Origin of the sequence: Pseudomonas sp. BLCC-B112 (assembly GCF_028550695.1) — a bacterium.
Taxonomy (GTDB): domain Bacteria; phylum Pseudomonadota; class Gammaproteobacteria; order Pseudomonadales; family Pseudomonadaceae; genus Aquipseudomonas; species Aquipseudomonas danubii.
The window spans coordinates 74,435-92,150 of record NZ_JAQQGK010000001.1 but is presented as its reverse complement, the minus strand read 5'-3'; the positions used below and the strand labels follow the sequence as shown (position 1 = coordinate 92,150).

Annotated in this window: 17 protein-coding genes; 4 read left to right on the top strand and 13 right to left on the bottom strand. The window is 58.4% G+C overall.

Annotation, left to right across the window (positions count from 1 at the left end; translation table 11 throughout):
• Positions 1–51: 51 nt before the first annotated feature.
• Positions 52–360, top strand: coding sequence for a YhbY family RNA-binding protein (locus tag PQT43_RS00425; RefSeq protein WP_102861082.1), 309 nt, complete (start codon positions 52–54; stop codon positions 358–360).
• Positions 361–372: 12 nt separating this feature from the next.
• On the opposite strand, the gene PQT43_RS00420 is transcribed toward PQT43_RS00425, so the two are convergent.
• The 8 genes from PQT43_RS00420 to grpE all read right to left on the bottom strand — a co-directional run bounded on the left by PQT43_RS00420 (position 373) and on the right by grpE (position 10,872).
• On the bottom strand, positions 373–777 hold the full coding sequence (locus PQT43_RS00420) for an MFS transporter (RefSeq protein WP_102878330.1): 405 nt from the start codon (positions 775–777) through the stop codon (positions 373–375).
• A 28-nt stretch (positions 778–805) separates the two neighbouring features.
• A complete protein-coding gene (greA, locus tag PQT43_RS00415; protein ID WP_011059193.1) occupies positions 806–1,282 on the bottom strand; it encodes a transcription elongation factor GreA in 477 nt (158 codons plus the stop codon).
• The gene (gene carB, locus PQT43_RS00410) at positions 1,279–4,500 is read right to left on the bottom strand and encodes a carbamoyl-phosphate synthase large subunit (protein WP_102878329.1); all 3,222 of its coding nucleotides are present in this window, start codon (positions 4,498–4,500) and stop codon (positions 1,279–1,281) included. The genes greA and carB overlap by 4 nt, the downstream gene beginning before the upstream one ends.
• Positions 4,501–4,630: 130 nt before the next feature.
• On the bottom strand, positions 4,631–5,767 hold the full coding sequence (carA, locus tag PQT43_RS00405) for a glutamine-hydrolyzing carbamoyl-phosphate synthase small subunit (RefSeq protein WP_110595985.1): 1,137 nt from the start codon (positions 5,765–5,767) through the stop codon (positions 4,631–4,633).
• A gap of 256 nt (positions 5,768–6,023) precedes the next feature.
• The gene (gene dapB, locus PQT43_RS00400) at positions 6,024–6,830 is read right to left on the bottom strand and encodes a 4-hydroxy-tetrahydrodipicolinate reductase (RefSeq protein ID WP_102878327.1); all 807 of its coding nucleotides are present in this window, start codon (positions 6,828–6,830) and stop codon (positions 6,024–6,026) included.
• A 10-nt stretch (positions 6,831–6,840) separates the two neighbouring features.
• Positions 6,841–7,965 (bottom strand): molecular chaperone DnaJ, encoded by a 1,125-nt coding sequence (gene dnaJ / locus PQT43_RS00395; RefSeq protein ID WP_102861077.1) that lies wholly within the window; start codon positions 7,963–7,965, stop codon positions 6,841–6,843.
• 321 nt (positions 7,966–8,286) lie between these two features.
• The gene (dnaK, locus tag PQT43_RS00390; protein ID WP_102861076.1) at positions 8,287–10,203 is read right to left on the bottom strand and encodes a molecular chaperone DnaK; all 1,917 of its coding nucleotides are present in this window, start codon (positions 10,201–10,203) and stop codon (positions 8,287–8,289) included.
• A 102-nt stretch (positions 10,204–10,305) separates the two neighbouring features.
• Positions 10,306–10,872, bottom strand: a complete 567-nt coding sequence (grpE, locus tag PQT43_RS00385; RefSeq protein WP_170001172.1) for a nucleotide exchange factor GrpE — start codon at positions 10,870–10,872, stop codon at positions 10,306–10,308.
• 249 nt (positions 10,873–11,121) lie between these two features.
• On the opposite strand from grpE, the gene recN reads away from it, so the two are divergent.
• Positions 11,122–12,795 carry a DNA repair protein RecN gene (gene recN / locus PQT43_RS00380; protein ID WP_272753381.1) on the top strand — a complete coding sequence of 558 codons (1,674 nt, stop codon included), beginning with the start codon at positions 11,122–11,124 and terminating at the stop codon, positions 12,793–12,795.
• Positions 12,796–12,889: 94 nt separating this feature from the next.
• Here recN and fur read toward each other — a convergent pair whose 3' ends face one another.
• On the bottom strand, positions 12,890–13,294 hold the full coding sequence (fur, locus tag PQT43_RS00375) for a ferric iron uptake transcriptional regulator (RefSeq protein WP_011059185.1): 405 nt from the start codon (positions 13,292–13,294) through the stop codon (positions 12,890–12,892).
• A 98-nt stretch (positions 13,295–13,392) separates the two neighbouring features.
• Between fur and PQT43_RS00370 the strand changes: the two genes are divergently transcribed.
• On the top strand, positions 13,393–13,920 hold the full coding sequence (locus PQT43_RS00370; protein ID WP_102861073.1) for an outer membrane protein assembly factor BamE: 528 nt from the start codon (positions 13,393–13,395) through the stop codon (positions 13,918–13,920).
• Positions 13,921–13,979: 59 nt separating this feature from the next.
• Here PQT43_RS00370 and PQT43_RS00365 read toward each other — a convergent pair whose 3' ends face one another.
• The 3 genes from PQT43_RS00365 to PQT43_RS00355 are packed head-to-tail and all read right to left on the bottom strand — an operon-like array spanning position 13,980 to position 16,132.
• The gene (locus PQT43_RS00365) at positions 13,980–14,294 is read right to left on the bottom strand and encodes an RnfH family protein (RefSeq protein WP_170001173.1); all 315 of its coding nucleotides are present in this window, start codon (positions 14,292–14,294) and stop codon (positions 13,980–13,982) included.
• Positions 14,287–14,721 (bottom strand): type II toxin-antitoxin system RatA family toxin, encoded by a 435-nt coding sequence (locus PQT43_RS00360; RefSeq protein WP_016967218.1) that lies wholly within the window; start codon positions 14,719–14,721, stop codon positions 14,287–14,289. The genes PQT43_RS00365 and PQT43_RS00360 overlap by 8 nt, the downstream gene beginning before the upstream one ends.
• A gap of 7 nt (positions 14,722–14,728) precedes the next feature.
• Positions 14,729–16,132 (bottom strand): sodium-dependent transporter, encoded by a 1,404-nt coding sequence (locus PQT43_RS00355; RefSeq protein WP_102861071.1) that lies wholly within the window; start codon positions 16,130–16,132, stop codon positions 14,729–14,731.
• A 116-nt stretch (positions 16,133–16,248) separates the two neighbouring features.
• Between PQT43_RS00355 and smpB the strand changes: the two genes are divergently transcribed.
• A complete protein-coding gene (gene smpB / locus PQT43_RS00350; RefSeq protein WP_047283878.1) occupies positions 16,249–16,731 on the top strand; it encodes an SsrA-binding protein SmpB in 483 nt (160 codons plus the stop codon).
• An 81-nt stretch (positions 16,732–16,812) separates the two neighbouring features.
• Here the strand turns inward: smpB and PQT43_RS00345 are convergent, their stop codons facing one another.
• Positions 16,813–17,580 (bottom strand): GntR family transcriptional regulator, encoded by a 768-nt coding sequence (locus PQT43_RS00345; protein WP_102861070.1) that lies wholly within the window; start codon positions 17,578–17,580, stop codon positions 16,813–16,815.
• Positions 17,581–17,716 lie beyond the last annotated feature (136 nt).

The following is a 17,716-nucleotide window of genomic DNA, read 5'->3' as shown; positions in this document are numbered from 1 at the left end:
TCGGGTAAACTGGCCGCCGCTTTTTACAAGATCAGACGCAGGGGTCAGATTATGCCGCTCACTCAAGAGCAGAAGAAACAGTACAAATCCATTGGCCACCATCTGAAACCAGTATTGACTGTGGCTGACAACGGTTTGACCGAAGGTGTGCTAGCCGAACTTGAACGCGCCTTGAGCGATCACGAGTTGATCAAGATCAAGCTCAACATCCTCGAGCGCGAATCGCGCCTGGAAGCCATTGCCGAACTGTGCAAGGCCGGCAAAGCGGATCTGGTGCAGGTCATCGGCAAGATGGCGCTGATCTACCGCAAGAACGCCAAGGTAAACAAGCAATTGTCGAACGTCCATCGTTTCAACTGACGTCGACTCGGGTCAAGGGTGTGCCTGGCGCACCCTTCCACCCCATCCTGGCACCGGCTGCAATACCAGTACCAAGCCGGAAAATCCCAGAACCAGATAGCTGAACAACTGCCAGCGTTGAGCTTCCGGCAACAGAATACGCACGGCGAAATACATGCCGCACGCATACATTGCCATCAACAGCAGTTGCCCCCGAATATCCCGCCAAAGACTTCTCAATCCTTCGGACTGAATCAGCACCAGCGTCTGTAGAACCAGGCACGCCCCCGAAAAGCCCACCAACAAAGCACTGAGCAGGGTAGAAATCTCTTCGATCAGCAAGGGAGCAAGGCCAATCTGGCCCAGGACGGGAAACAAACCGAGATGCAACAGCCATAAGCCGCCGACCCACAGCATCTGGGTCAGTTGCCAAAGCATGGCGCCCGCATGCAGCGGGCGCCTTCTTTCAGATGTGACGGACTTCGACAATCTCATACTCGATTACACCGCCAGGCGTTTTGACCGCTACCACATCACCCTCTTCCTTGGCAATCAAGGCACGAGCAATCGGCGAGCCGACGGAGATTTTACCGAGTTTGATATCAGCCTCGTCCTCACCAACGATCTGGTAGGTCACGCTTTCGTCAGTCTCGACGTTGGCGATCTCGACCGTGGTGCCAAAGATCACCTTGCCGGTATGAGGAATGGTCGTGACATCGATGACCACCGAGTTCTGCAGACGGCCCTCGATATCACGGATCCGAGCCTCGACCATGCCTTGCTGTTCACGCGCAGCATGGTATTCAGCGTTTTCCTTCAAGTCACCCAACTCGCGGGCCGTACCGATGTCCTGGCTGAGCTTAGGACGCACGACCTTGGTCAGGTGAGCATGCTCTTCTTCCAGGGCGCGAGCGCCCTGGACGGTCATTGGGTATTTATTCATGCCTTCAATCCTGCGTGTAGATCCTGCAAGCGACGCACGGTTTTTTCTGGACCGAACTTCAACGCTTCGCAGATAGCTTCGCCAGCAGCAATGGTGGTGGTGCAGTAGATCTTGTGCTGCAAGGCGTTACGACGAATGGAGTAAGAGTCAGCAATCGACTGACGACCTTCAGTGGTGTTGATGATCAGGGTGACTTCGTCGTTCTTGATCATATCGACCACATGAGGACGACCTTCAGTCACCTTGTTCACACGACGCACTTTCAGGCCGGCCGCCTCGATCAGCTTGGCGGTGCCCGCAGTAGCGACCACTTCGAAGCCCAAGTTGATCAGATCACGGGCCACGCCTGCAACCAGAGGTTTGTCATCGTCACGAACACTGATAAATGCAGTACCACCAGTCGGCAGCACTTCGCTGGCGCCCATCTGGGCCTTGGCGAAAGCCTCACCGAAAGTATCGCCCACACCCATGACTTCACCGGTGGACTTCATCTCTGGGCCGAGGATCGGGTCAACACCCGGGAACTTGGCGAACGGGAACACCGCTTCCTTGACGCTGTAGAAGTTCGGGATGATTTCCTTGGTAAAGCCCAGCTCTTTCAGGGTCTTACCAGCCATCACACGAGCCGCGATCATCGCCAGGGAGACGCCAATGCACTTGGACACGAAAGGCACGGTGCGGGAAGCACGCGGGTTCACTTCAATGACGTAGATCTCATTGCCCTGCAGGGCCAACTGTACGTTCATCAAGCCAACCACGCCCAACTCCAGGGCCATTTTCTTGACCTGCTCACGCATCTCATCCTGGATGTGCGCCGGCAGCGAGTACGGCGGCAGGGAGCACGCGGAGTCACCGGAGTGAACGCCGGCCTGCTCGATGTGCTGCATGATCGCGCCGATCACCACGTCGGTACCGTCGCAGACCGCATCCACGTCCATCTCGATGGCGCAGTTGAGGAAGTGGTCCAGCAGCACCGGGCTGTCGTTGGACACTTGCACCGCTTCACGCAGGTAGCGCTTGAGCTCTTCTTCCTCGTAGACGATTTCCATCGCACGGCCGCCCAGAACATAGGACGGACGCACCACCAGCGGATAACCGATCTTGGTCGCGGCACGAATCGCTTCGTCTTCGCTGCGCACGGTGGCGTTTGGCGGCTGACGCAGGTTCAGGCGCTCAACCATTTGCTGGAAGCGCTCACGGTCTTCTGCACGGTCGATAGCGTCTGGGCTGGTGCCGATGATTGGCACGCCGGCCGCTTCCAGGGCGCGAGCCAGTTTCAGAGGCGTCTGGCCGCCGTACTGAACGATCACGCCTTTTGGCTTCTCAACGCGGACTATTTCCAGCACGTCTTCCAGGGTTACTGGCTCGAAGTACAGGCGATCAGAGGTGTCGTAGTCGGTGGAAACGGTTTCCGGGTTGCAGTTGACCATGATGGTTTCGTAACCATCATCGCGCAGCGCCAGTGCAGCGTGTACGCAGCAGTAGTCGAACTCGATACCTTGGCCGATACGGTTTGGACCGCCGCCCAGGATCATGATCTTGTCGCGGGTCGATGGCGCGGCTTCGCACTCTTCTTCATAAGTCGAGTACAAGTACGCGGTGTCGGTAGCGAATTCGGCGGCGCAGGTGTCGACGCGCTTGTAGACCGGGAACACTTCCAGCTTATGACGGTGAGTGCGCAGGTTCTTCTCGGTCACACCCAGCAGCTTGGCCAGACGCTGGTCGGAGAAGCCTTTGCGCTTCAAGCGGAACATCAGGTCGCGACCGATAGCCGACAGACCCAATGTCTTGACCTTCTCTTCTTCCTTGATCAGATCTTCGATCTGCACCAGGAACCAAGGATCGATCATGTTCATGCCGAAGATCTGCTCGACGGTCATGCCGGCACGGAAGGCGTCAGCCACGTACCAGATACGCTCGGCGCCTGGCACGGTCAGCTCGCGCTTGAGCACGTTCATGCTTTCCGGATTGCTCAGGTCGAGCTTCGGATCCAGCCCGCAAACGCCAACTTCCAGGCCACGCAAAGCTTTCTGCAGGGATTCCTGGAAGGTCCGGCCGATGGCCATGACTTCACCCACAGACTTCATCTGGGTGGTCAGGCGCGCGTCAGCCTTGGAGAATTTTTCGAAGGCGAAACGTGGCAGCTTGGTCACGACGTAGTCGATGGACGGCTCGAAGGAGGCTGGAGTCTTGCCGCCGGTGATGTCGTTGGACAGCTCGTCCAGGGTGTAACCCACCGCCAGCTTGGCCGCGACCTTGGCGATTGGGAAACCCGTGGCTTTCGACGCCAGTGCCGAGGAACGGGACACCCGCGGGTTCATCTCGATCACGACCATGCGGCCAGTGTTCGGGCAGATGCCGAACTGCACGTTGGAACCGCCGGTTTCCACGCCGATCTCACGCAGTACCGCCAGGGAGGCGTTACGCAGGATCTGGTATTCCTTGTCGGTCAGGGTTTGTGCCGGAGCCACGGTGATCGAGTCACCGGTGTGCACACCCATCGGGTCGAAGTTTTCGATGGAGCAGACGATGATGCAGTTGTCCTTCTTATCGCGGACCACCTCCATCTCGTACTCTTTCCAGCCGATCAGCGATTCGTCGATCAACAGTTCCTTGGTCGGCGACAGGTCCAGACCGCGGGCGCAGATCTCTTCGAACTCTTCCCGGTTGTAAGCAATACCGCCACCGGTGCCGCCCATGGTGAAGGACGGACGGATGATGCAAGGGAAGCCCAGCTTGTCGAGGACTGCATTGGCCTCTTCCATGCTGTGAGCGATACCGGAACGTGGGCACGCCAGGCCGATGGACTTCATGGCGGCGTCGAAGCGCGAACGGTCTTCAGCCTTGTCGATGGTGTCGGCATTGGCACCGATCATCTCTACGCCGAACTTCTCCAGAACGCCTTCGCGCTCCAGGTCCAGAGCGCAGTTCAGAGCCGTCTGGCCGCCCATGGTTGGCAGCAGCGCATCCGGACGCTCTTTCTCGATGATCTTGGCAACGGTCTGCCACTTGATCGGCTCGATGTAGGTGGCGTCGGCCATGGCCGGGTCGGTCATGATGGTGGCCGGGTTGGAGTTCACCAGGATGACCCGGTAACCCTCTTCGCGCAGGGCCTTGCAGGCCTGGGCGCCGGAGTAGTCGAATTCGCAGGCCTGGCCGATCACGATCGGGCCAGCGCCAAGAATCAGGATGCTTTTAATGTCTGTACGTTTTGGCATGGGTTGTCACTCAAATCCGCAGGTCAGTCGGCAAGCCGTCTTGAACATTCTCTGAGGCGCCTGAGGGGATTCCGCCGGACTCGCCGGGGCCGCCCTCAAGCGCTGCTCGCTACATTTTCAAGGCGAGCGCTTAGCGTCGCTTGGCCATCTCGTTGATGAAGCGGTCGAACAGCGGCGCCACATCGTTCGGGCCCGGGCTGGCTTCAGGGTGGCCCTGGAAGCTGAACGCGCTCTTGTCGGTACGCTCGATACCCTGCAGGGTGCCGTCGAACAGCGACTTGTGGATCGCCCGGACGTTACCCGGCAGCGTGGCTTCATCCACCGCAAAACCGTGGTTCTGGCTGGTGATCATGACCACGCCGGTGTCCAGGTCCTGGACCGGGTGGTTGGCACCGTGGTGGCCGTGGCCCATTTTCAGGGTCTTGGCGCCGGAAGCCAGGGCCAGCAATTGGTGACCCAGGCAGATGCCGAACACCGGAATCTCGGTCTCGAGGATTTCCTTGATGGCCTTGATCGCGTAGTCGCAAGGCTCGGGGTCGCCAGGACCGTTGGACAGGAACACGCCATCCGGCTTGAGGGCCAGGACGTCGCTCGCCGGGGTCTGAGCAGGCACAACGGTCACGCGGCAGCCGCGCTCCACCAGCATGCGCAGGATGTTCAGCTTGACCCCGAAGTCATAGGCAACCACGTGGTACGGCAGATCGGCGGCTTCGATGGTGGCGTGGCTGTCGGTTTTCAGATCCCAGACAGTCGAACGCCATTCGTAGCTTTGCTTGGTGCTGACGACTTTCGCCAGGTCCATGCCTTTCAGGCCCGGGAAGCCGCGCGCTGCTGCAATCGCCGCTTCTTCGGAGATGTTGTCGCCGGCCATGATGCAGCCGTTCTGAGCACCTTTTTCACGCAGGATGCGGGTCAGGCGACGGGTGTCGATACCGGCGATCGCCACGACGTTGTTGGCTTTCAGGTAATCGGACAGGGACAGGGTGTTACGCCAGTTGCTGGCCACCAGCGGCAAGTCACGGATAACCAGGCCAGCCGACCAGACGCGGTCGGACTCGGCGTCTTCCGGCGTGGTGCCGGTGTTGCCGATGTGGGGATAGGTCAGGGTAACGATCTGTTGGGCGTAGGAAGGATCGGTAAGGATTTCCTGATAGCCGGTCATTGCGGTGTTGAACACCACCTCACCAACGGTTTGACCGTCGGCTCCAATGGCTTCGCCGCGAAAAATGCTGCCATCAGCAAGGGCGAGTATGGCTGGCTTAGTCAAGAAGACCTCCCGTAAATAGAGCCTGAAAGGGCGATCGCAGGTTGCAAAAAAGCGGAATGACGTATAGACACGTCACCCCGCTTCTTCGTCGAATTATCTGCGCGCTTTTAGTGGACACACTAAAGCTGTAGCTTACAGAAAAAGGCTTTTTCGGTCCACCGCTAATGAGCCCTAAAGGCAGAGGAATGCGACAGAACATCGCCTAGCGGTGCGAAGCGGGGCTGAAGGACAGCCTCAACCCCACTTCAGATGCATCTCAACGCAAATCCAGCACATCCTGCATGTCGTAAAGACCGGCCTCGCGACCATCCAGCCACAGGGCAGCACGTACCGCCCCCTTGGCGAAGGTCATGCGACTGGAGGCCTTGTGGGTGATTTCCAGGCGCTCGCCCTCAGTGGCAAACAGCACAGTGTGATCCCCCACCACATCACCACCACGCACAGTGGCGAAACCGATAGTTTCGCGCTCACGCGCACCGGTATGCCCCTCGCGACCATAGACCGCAACCTGTTGCAGGTCGCGCCCCAAGGCATTGGCAATCACCTCACCCATGCGCAGGGCAGTACCCGAAGGCGCATCGATCTTGTGACGGTGATGAGCCTCGATGATTTCGATGTCCGCATCATCACCCAGCACCCGAGCCGCCATATCCAGCAGCTTCAGCGAAAGGTTCACCCCGACACTGAAGTTGGCAGCGAAGACGATGGGAATATCCTTGCCCGCCTCGGCCAGCAATTGCTTTTCCTTGGCGCCCAAACCCGTAGTACCAATCACCATGGCCTTGCCCGCCTTACGGCAGAAGGCCAGGTTCTTGAGCATCACTTCCGGCAAGGTGAAATCGATCAGCACATCAAACTCATCGACAACCTTCTCCAGGCTATCGGACATCGACACGCCAAGACGCCCCAGGGACGCCAGCTCACCTGCATCCGCACCCACCAGCGAACTGCCAGGACGAACGATCGCCGCCGTCAACCCAGAGAGCGGCGAGCGCAGCTGCACAGCCTCGACCAAAGTCTTGCCCATGCGCCCCGCGGCGCCCATCACTGCTATACGTCGCATGCATTACTCCTTACAGATCGCCGAAGAAGCGCTTGACGCCCTCGAACCAACCCGTGGTTTTCGGCGAGTGCGAATTGTCGCCATCCAGCGAACCGCGCAACTCTTCCAGCAGCTCGCGCTGACGACGACTCAGGTTCACTGGCGTTTCCACCGCAACCCGACACATCAGATCGCCAGCACCGCCGCCACGCACCGGAGCAACGCCCTTGCCACGAATCCGGAACTGCTTGCCGGTCTGAGTCCCCTCAGGAATCTTCAGCTTGACCCGACCATCCAGAGTCGGAATCTCCAGCTCGCCGCCCAAGGCCGCATCAACAAAGCTGATAGGCACTTCGCAGAACAGGTGCTTGCCGTCACGCTGGAAGATCGAGTGCTCGCGCACATTGATCACCACATACAAGTCACCAGTCGGACCACCCTGGGTTCCCGCCTCACCCTCACCGGACAGACGGATACGGTCACCCGTATCGACACCTGCCGGCACTTTTACCGACAGCGTCTTGTACTCTTCGACGCGGCCTTCGCCGTGGCACGAATCGCACGGATCGGAAATGATCTTGCCCTGACCATGGCAACGCGGGCAGGTCTGCTGCACCGAGAAGAAGCCCTGCTGCATGCGCACCTGACCAATACCACCGCAAGTCGGGCAAGTGACAGGCGACGAGCCCTTCTTGGCACCCGAACCATCGCACGGCTTGCAATTGACCAGTGTTGGCACACGGATGTTAACCGTGGTGCCCCGCACCGCCTCTTCCAGATTCAGCTCCAGGGTGTAACGCAGATCGCTACCGCGCTGCGCGCCACCGCGAGAACCGCCGCGACCGCCACCGAAGAAATCACTGAACACATCACCGAAGATATCGGAGAAGTTCTGACCACCAAAACCGGCGCCACCACCACCCATGCTCGGATCGACACCGGCATGACCATACTGGTCATAAGCTGCGCGCTTACTGGAGTCGGACAGCACTTCGTAGGCCTCGTTGGCCTCCTTGAACATGTCTTCCGACGCTTTGTCGCCGGGATTACGATCCGGGTGATGCTTCATCGCCAGGCGACGGTAAGCCTTTTTCAGCTCCGCTTCGCTGGAGCCACGCTCCACACCCAATACTTCGTAATAGTCACGCTTTGCCATAAGTCTTTGCACTCTTAAGGACGCCCGGCAAACCCTCCTGAGCTCTGCCAAACTCGCTGAGCCCCAATACAGGCCCGGACCCAACTCACGTCAATTCAACGATCCTGGTCTTGGATAGACGACCTGGTTGCAGGTCGATCATTGCGGTCATCGCAGCCGGAAAGCAGGAGCTTCTCCGACCCGACCGCCAGCGCACAAACGGAAGTTGCACACCATCAAAATTCGCTGACTCCAGACACGCCAACGCGGGAGCAAGCTCCCGCGCGGCGACATCCTACCAGTCACCGCCCAAAGGCAGTCAACCGGCCGACCAACAAGCCATTACTTGTGGTCTTTTACTTCTTCGAACTCGGCATCGACGACGTCGTCGGCTTTTTCAGCAGACTCAGCGTGCGGTGCTGCACCCTCAGCAGGCTGAGCCTGTTCGGCGTACATCTTCTGGGCAACCGGGGCCGAGACTTTCGACAGCTCTTCGACCTTGGCGTCGATGGCAGCCTTGTCGTCGCCTTTGACAGCGGCTTCCAGAGCAACCACGGCAGCTTCAATCGCGGTCTTCTCTTCCGCAGTCACTTTGTCGCCGGCGTCAGCCACCATCTTGCGAGTCGAGTGCACCAGCGCGTCACCCTGGTTACGGGCAGTGGCCAGCTCTTCGAACTTGCGATCCTCTTCCGAGTTGGCTTCAGCGTCACGGATCATCTGCTGGATTTCTTCATCCGACAGGCCGGAGTTGGCCTTGATCACGATCGACTGAGTCTTACCAGTAGCCTTGTCCTTCGCACCTACGTGCAGGATGCCGTTGGCGTCGATGTCGAAGGTCACTTCGATCTGCGGCACGCCACGTGGAGCAGGTGGAATGTCGGTCAGGTCGAACTTGCCCAGGGACTTGTTCTGCGCGGCTTGCTTACGCTCGCCCTGCAGTACGTGAATGGTCACGGCGCCCTGGTTGTCATCGGCAGTCGAGAACACCTGGGATTTCTTGGTAGGAATCGTGGTGTTTTTCTCGATCAGCGCGGTCATCACGCCACCCATGGTTTCGATACCCAGGGTCAGCGGGCTAACGTCCAGCAGCAGTACGTCTTTCACGTCACCGGCCAGAACCGCACCCTGGATCGCCGCACCCATGGCAACCGCTTCGTCCGGGTTGACGTCCTTACGAGCTTCTTTACCGAAGAAGTCGGTTACGGCTTTCTGTACCAGCGGCATACGAGTCTGGCCGCCGACCAGGATCACGTCGTTGATCGCGCCAACGTCGATACCGGCGTCCTTCAGAGCGATGCGGCATGGCTCGATGGTGCGCTGAACCAGGTCTTCAACCAGAGATTCCAGCTTGGCGCGGGAGATCTTCACGTTCAGGTGCTTAGGACCAGTGGCATCTGCTGTGATGTACGGCAGGTTGACGTCGGTCTGCTGGCTCGAGGACAGCTCGATCTTGGCTTTTTCGGCAGCTTCTTTCAGACGCTGCATGGCCAGCGGGTCACCCTTGAGGTTCATGCCGCTTTCTTTCTTGAACTCATCAACCAGGTAGTCGATCAGACGGATATCGAAGTCCTCACCACCCAGGAAGGTGTCACCGTTGGTGGCCAGTACTTCGAACTGATGCTCACCGTCGACTTCAGCGATCTCGATCACGGAAACGTCAAACGTACCGCCACCCAGGTCATAAACGATCACGGTGTGATCGCCCTTGGCCTTGTCCATGCCATAAGCCAGAGCGGCTGCGGTTGGTTCGTTGATGATGCGCTTGACGTCCAGACCAGCGATACGACCGGCGTCCTTGGTGGCCTGACGCTGGCTGTCGTTGAAGTAGGCCGGAACAGTAATGACCGCTTCGGTCACTGCTTCGCCGAGGTAGTCTTCGGCGGTCTTCTTCATCTTTTTAAGGATTTCAGCCGAAATCTGTGGCGGAGCCATTTTCTGGCCGTTCACTTCAACCCAGGCGTCGTTGTTGTCAGCCTTGACGATCTTGTAAGGGACCATCTGAATGTCTTTCTGCACAACTTCTTCGTCGAAACGACGACCGATCAGACGCTTAACTGCGTACAGGGTGTTGTGCGGGTTGGTAACAGCCTGACGCTTGGCCGACTGACCTACCAGAATCTCGCCATCGTTGGCATAAGCGATGATCGACGGCGTGGTACGCGCGCCTTCAGCGTTTTCGATAACTTTTACGTTGCCGTTTTCAAGAATGGAGACGCACGAGTTGGTGGTCCCCAAGTCAATACCGATAATTTTGCCCATGTTAACTCTCCCGAAACTTTGGATTTGGATGCCGCAGTTGTGGTGGCAAACTGCGGTAGCACTTAAACGCTTGACTGTTAGATGGGGGCTCTACAGCCGTTTTCAAGCCTTTTCGTCAATCGAAGGCGAAACCGGTGCAGGCGCCTTGCTGACCACGACCATAGCCGGGCGCAGCAGGCGACCATTGAGCTGGTACCCCTTCTGGAACACTTTGAGAACACTATTGGGTTCTACATCCGCGCTTTCCTGCATGGCCATGGCCTGATGCTGTTCAGCGTTGAACGGTTCGCCGTGAGGATCGATGGCTTCCAACTGATAACGCTTGAGGGTGTCGTGGAACATCTTCAAGGTCAGTTCGATACCTTCACGCATTGGGCGAATGCTTTCGTCGTCCGGATTGGACAGTTCCAGGCCACGCTCCAGGCTATCGATCACCGGCAACAGGTCACCGGCGAACTTCTCGAGAGCAAATTTGTGAGCCTTTTCCACATCCTGCTCGGCGCGGCGGCGGACGTTTTGCAGATCGGCCGCAACACGCAAAGCCTGATCCTGCGCACCAGCCAGTTGCTCTTCGAGCACTTGTACACGAGCCACCAGGTCTTCACCCGAAGCCTCGGGGGCCTGATTGGCGTCTAGATTTTGCGTATCCAGCGTCTGTTCGTCAGCCATGAAATTCTCCTTTCAATATCGTCTGTGAGCCAGGCTCACTCTTCTGCACAGCTATATGGGGTCGCATTTTCAGGGTTCAAGCCCGCAGCCACAGCAAAAGTTGTTCCGACCGGATAAATCCTGTACGCGGGCACTCCCGAGGCACTAAAAAGCCAGAATGACCAAGCAAATCGAGCTAAGGGAAAGCATTGTCAGCCCGAAACAAAACACTGTATAAATAACCAGACATCTAGTTTGGGAGCGGCCTTAATGCTGGTGCACCTGTCCGTACACAATTACGCCATCGTCGAACACCTGGATCTGGAACTGGATCGCGGAATGAGCGTCATTACCGGCGAAACCGGCGCCGGCAAGTCGATCATGCTCGACGCGCTCGGCCTGACCCTGGGCGATCGCGCCGACAGTGGCGTGGTACGACCCGGCGCCGACAAGGCCGACATCCTTGCCACCTTCGACCTGTCGGACATTCCCGAGGCCCACAGTTGGCTGGCCGAGCGCGATCTGGATAACGACGGGCCGTGCATACTACGCCGGGTGATCACCGCCGAAGGACGCTCCCGCGGCTATATCAACGGTACGCCCTGCCCGCTCGGAGACCTCAAGGCCCTAGGCGAACTGCTGATCGACATCCACAGCCAGCACGAGCACCAGTCACTGCTCAAGACCGATACCCATCGGCGCCTGCTGGATGAATACGCCGGCGCCACCGATCTCGCCCGCCAGGTGCAGCTGGCCGCCCAGCGCTGGCGCCAGACACGCCAGGAACTGGAACGCCTGTCCAACTCCGGCGATGAACAACGAGCTCGTCACCAACTGCTCAGCTATCAGCTCGAGGAGCTGGAGAACCTCGGCCTGGGGGAGAACGAACTCGAGGAACTGGAGCAGGAACACAAGAACCTGACCAACGCTGAAACCCTGCTGGGTATTTGCCGACAGGTGGTGGAGCAATGCAGCGAAAGTGATTCCGGCAATGTCCTCAACGCGCTGACCGTCAGCCTCAACCGTCTGTCCAGTATTGGCAATTCATCGGGCTCGCTGGGTGAGGCCACCAATCTGCTGGCCAGCGCACAAATCCAGGTTGAAGAGGCCGTGGGCGAACTAAACCGCTTCCTCGATCACTTCGACGCAGACCCGGCACGCTTGCAACAACTCGAAGAACGCCTCGACGCCATCTATACCTTGGCACGCAAGCACCGCATCCAGCCCTTCGAACTCGCAGCCATGCAGCAAACCCTGCTAGATGAGATCGAGACCCTTGACGCAAACGATGAGTCCATCGAGCAGCTCGGCGAAGAGCTGCAGTCCTTCGCCAGGCATTACCATGAAAAAGCCTTGGAGCTCAGCCAACTGCGCCAGCAAGCTGCGACCGGCCTGGCCAGTGCAGTAGAGATGGAAATTCAGCGCCTGGGTATGCCTGGAGGGCGTTTCACCATCGAGCTTCGCGCCAACACCAGCGATGAGCTGCTACCCAATGGCCTGGAGCAGGTTGAACTGTTGGTCAGCGCCAACCCCGGTCAGCCGCTCAAGGCCCTGGCAAAAGTTGCCTCCGGCGGCGAGCTGTCCCGTATCAGCCTGGCGATCCAGGTCATTACCGCGCAGACCTCGCGGGTTCCCACTCTGGTGTTCGATGAAGTCGACGTGGGGATTGGCGGACCGACAGCGGAGATCGTCGGCCAGTTGCTGCGCCGTCTCGGCGAACGCGGCCAGGTGCTGACTGTGACTCACTTGCCTCAGGTCGCCGCCCAAGGGCACCAGCACCTGTTCGTGCACAAGGTACGAGGCAGCGATGCGACACATACAGCAGTATCCAAGCTGGGCAAGAGCGAAAGGATCGAGGAAGTTGCGCGGATGCTCGGCGGCATCGACCTGACCAAAGAGTCCCTGGCCCACGCCAAAAAGATGGTGGTCACCGCCAAAGCCTGAAGCCTCAGCGCTTCTTTTATATAGACAGAAAGCACGAAGGCGACCCTTAGGTCGCCTTCGATCGTTTCACGACTTTAAAAGTCGCGTGAGGGGCTTACTTCTTCTTGCGCACATACAGCACAAGATTGTGATCCACCAACTCGAAACCGTGCTTTTCGACAATCGCCTTCTGAAGCTTTTCGATTTCTTCGTCGAAGAACTCGATCACTTCGCCAGACTCCACGTTGACCATATGGTCGTGGTGACCGCCATCCGCCAGCTCGAATACAGCGTGACCGCCATCAAAATTATGGCGCACCACCAGTCCGGCTGCTTCGAATTGAGTCAGTACACGGTAAACCGTGGCCAGACCCACATCCTCACCAGCTTCCATCAGCGCCTTGTAGACATCTTCAGCGCTCATGTGCCGCTGCTCGGTGGAGTCGAGCATTTGTAGAATTTTGACCCGTGGCAGAGTCACTTTAAGGCCGGCTTTACGTAGTTCGCTATTTTCAACCATGGTCAGCTTTCTCGCCGATGCTGCTTCGCAGCTTCTCTTAATGCGGGTATGATCGGGGTTTACGTTGTCCCAGCCAAGATAGTGGAAGTCGCCCACCGATGCAAAACACCAAGCTCTTGCTAACCAGTTTCACCTTCGTGGGACTGCTCGCACTCGCCGGTTGTTCATTCCCCGGGGTTTACAAAATCGACATCCAGCAGGGCAATGTCGTGACGCAGGACATGATAGACCAGTTGCGCCCGGGAATGACCCGACGGCAAGTAAGGTTTATCATGGGCAACCCTCTGTTGACCGACACGTTCCATGCCGATCGCTGGGATTATCTCTACAGCCTGCAACCTGGTGGCGGTGAACGCCAACAGGAACGCGTCAGCCTGATCTTCAACGGCAACGACCAACTGGTCAGCTTGGCCGGCGACTTCATGCCAGGCGTAAGCCGCGACGAAGCCCTGTTGGGCAAGGAGAGCGGCAACACCGTTACCGCCCCTGCCGAGAACGCCGAGAAGCCAAAAGCCGAGAAACCGGTCAAACCGGGTTCGCTGCTGGACCAGATCCAGAAGGATGTGGATGGCGTCGAAACCGTACCAGTGCCTACTCCTGAACCACTGGACACTTCTCCGCAATAATTTGTGGCGAATAAAAAAGCCCGGGCATGCCCGGGCTTTTTATTGGCTGTCACTAACGATCACTGTTCACGCTTACGAGACTCGGCCGCCTTAGCGGCACGCAGACGCCGCACCTCTTTCGGATCGGCCAACAGCGGACGATAGATTTCAATTCGATCTCCGGCCTGAACTACATATTGCCCAGGATCGGATACCTGCTTTCCGAAGATTCCCAGCGGACACGCCGCCAGATCCAGCCCCGCAAAATGCTCCTTTATAGAAGAAGCCTCCAACGCTGCAAGCAGAGTCGAACCCTGGGGCACTTGCACACTCAGCAACACCTGGCGGTCGACGGCAGCGTGAACCACCTCTATGACAATCAGAGGCTCAACCATGCAGTTGCTTGGCCCGCTGACAGAATGCGTCCACCAGAGTATTGGCCGCCTGATTGAACAGAGGCCCCAGAGTGGCACGCACCAACGGCCCGGCGTAGTCGAACGACAGATCGAGGCTGATCTTGCAGGCCTTCTCCCCCAACGGTTTGAACACCCATAACCCATGCAGTTGGTTGAACGGCCCCTCTTCCAGGTTCATCTCGATCGACTGTCCCGGCACCAGGGTATTGCAGGTCACGAAACGCTGGCTCATGCCGCCCTTGGCCACCGCCAGGCTGGCACGCATCCGTTCCTCGCTGTTTTCCAGCACCTCGGCCGAAGAGCACCAGGGCAGAAACTCCGGGTAACGGGCCACATCATTGACCAGGTCATACAGAAACTGCGCCGGATAGGGCAAAAGGGCCGAACGTTGAATATGGGTCGTCATGTGAGCTTCATTTCCACAACTGGGCGGCAAACACCACAAGAATGCCGACGGGCGCCACATAGCGCATCAAAAACAAGGCCAGGGTGAACAACAACGGACTACGCAACGACAACTCATCACGAACAGCCTCACGGCCCATCACCCAACCTGCAAACACCACGAAGCACAAACCGCCAAGAGGCAACATGATCCGCGAGGTGAAAAAGTCGATTACGCCAAAGAAATCCAGACCGCCGGCCGCGCCCCATCGATAGAGATGAAAAACACCGCCTTCGTTCACGAAGAATTTGGCCTGCTGCCAGATGTTGAAAGAGAACACCGTTCCCAATCCCACGAACCAGCAACTGAACGCCAGCCAGAATGTCACCCAGCCGCGGCGGATTTTAGTCCTCTCGACGAGATAAGCCACCATCGGTTCCAACAAGGAAATCGCCGAACTCCAGGCAGCAATCGCCACCAGGATAAAGAACACTACGCCCATAAGCTGGCCGAACGCCACATTGCCGAAGGCAAACGGCAGGCTGATGAACATCAGGCCCGGCCCCTCGCTGGGATTCAGCCCGGCAGCGAATACGATGGGGAACAGAGCCATCCCCGCCACCAGCGAAACGAAGGTATCCAGCAGCGCCACACCGACCACGGTGCCAGCCAGGGACGAATGCTTGGGCATGTAGGCACCGTAGATCATGATCGAACCAACCCCCACGCTGAGGGAAAAGAACGCATGCCCCATGGCCGGCAGCAGCCCGTCCAACAAGCGGTCCAGGCTGAAGTCGAACATGAAATGCAGGCCCTGCATGAAATGCCCAGTGGTCATGCTGTAGCCCAGCAGTACCAACAGCATCACGAACAGCAGCGGCATCATGATCCGCAAACTGCGTTCAAGCCCAGCGACCACTCCCTTGGCAATCACCAATGCCGACAGCAGCATGAACAGCGTGTGCCAAAGCGTCAGTCGCCACGGGTCGGCCGTCACTGCGGAGAAGTACACACTGACCTGATCCGCCGTGACACCCTGAAAGTCGCCGCGCCCCATATCGATGATGTAGTCCAGGGACCAACCACCCACCACGCTATAGAAGGAGAGAATCAGCAGTGCCGTGATCATTCCGGCGAAGGCGCCCCAGGACCACCTGGCCGAATGCCCCGCCTCCAGAGCCAGCACCTTCAGGGCATTGGCCGGACTCTGCCGTGCCCGACGGCCAATCAAGGTTTCCGCCAGCATCACCGGCAAGCCGATCAGCGCAATACACGCCAGAAACACCAGGACAAAAGCACCACCACCATAGACGCCGACCATGTAGGGGAATTTCCAGATGCTCCCCAGGCCCACGGCCGAACCAGTTGCAGCGAGTATAAAGACCCAGCGGCTTGCCCAGCCGCCGTGGACAGAGACCCTGTCTGTCGACATCGTTAACGCGCCCAACCGAAAAAAAGAGGCCGCATTGTCCGGGATTCAATCAACCTGCTCAAGCACGCTGCGTCACCGTAGCCGACGCGCGCGCAACTCCCTATAATGCCGCCCCTATGGCTAAACAGAAGAAACACCCAACAGGGACCATCGCGCAAAATAAAAAGGCGCGTCACGATTACTTCATCGAACATCGGTTCGAGGCTGGACTGGTCCTGGCCGGCTGGGAAGTAAAGAGTCTGCGGGCGGGCAAGGCGCAACTGGTGGACAGTTACGTGCTGCTCAAGGATGGCGAGGCCTGGCTGTTCGGCAGCCATTTCACCCCGCTGACCACTGCAAGTACCCACGTCATTGCCGACCCGACGCGCTCGCGCAAGCTGCTGCTCAACCAGCGCGAGCTGGAAAAGCTGTTCGCCGCCGTGCAGCAAAAGGGTTACGCCTGTGTGTGCCTTTCGCTCTACTGGAGCAAGCACCTGGTCAAGTGTGAAATTGCACTGGGCAAGGGCAAGAAGGAATACGACAAGCGTCATACCGAACGCGAGCGCGATTCCGATCGCGAGCTGCAACGTGCGGTGCGGACCAAGGGCAAGGAAGACTGACCTTCCTGCCTTGAGGTCGCTTTCGCCGGCAAGCCGGCTCCTACAACACCCAGGTAGGAGCCAGCTTGCCGGCGATTTGCATTACATGCCCTTGCGCCGTTCGGCCCGGGCTACTCGCTGCACTTCCTGACGCACTTCCTCAAGCACCTCTTGCACATAAAGAATGTGCCGACTGGAAACTTCCCGAGCCTCCTCCGCACGCCCTTCAATAATCGCCAAGTACAGATCGCGGTGCTGACTGATCAGCATGTCGCGAGTTTCCGTGCGCTGCTTGTACATGCCGCCGATGTTGGTCACCACGTTGCGCTTGAGCAGGTCGAACAGGCCGCGAATGGTGTGCAGCAACACCGCGTTATGGCTGGCCTCGGCAATCGCCAGGTGGAACTTGGCATCCGCCGCCCCCTCCTCGATACGACTGACATCGTCGGAGCGAGAATAACAATCCTGCAGCTCCTCGAAAGCTTGAGTCAGCCGCTCACGATCCACCGCCGTCGCGCGCAACGCCGCGTAATAAGCGCAAGACGCCTCCAGGGTATGGCGGAACTCCAACAGATCGCGCTGGGCATCCGTGTTGTTTTCCAACAGGTGCAGCAAAGGATCGCTGAAGGTCGAGCCCAGGGATTCCACCACGTAGTTGCCGCCGCCCTGACGGCTGATCAGCAAGCCCTTGGCCGTCAGTTTCTGGATCGCCTCGCGCAGTGAGGGCCGGGAGACACCGAACTGCTCGGCCAGGGCGCGCTCGGCCGGCAGCCGCTCGCCAGCCTTCAAGGTGCCTTCAAGAATCATCCCTTCCAGACGCTCGACAATATCGTCGGACAAACGGCGCTGGCGTATCTGATCAAACCCCATAACTCACTCTCCACCCTCCCGACCCTTCGCCGGGGGGCTCTATTCTGGCCTATTCACGGCGCGCCAACACCTAGCAGAAGGAAGCCTTTTGCACCGATCAGATGCCCGCGCCGTAGCGCATTCGACAAAAGTTTTA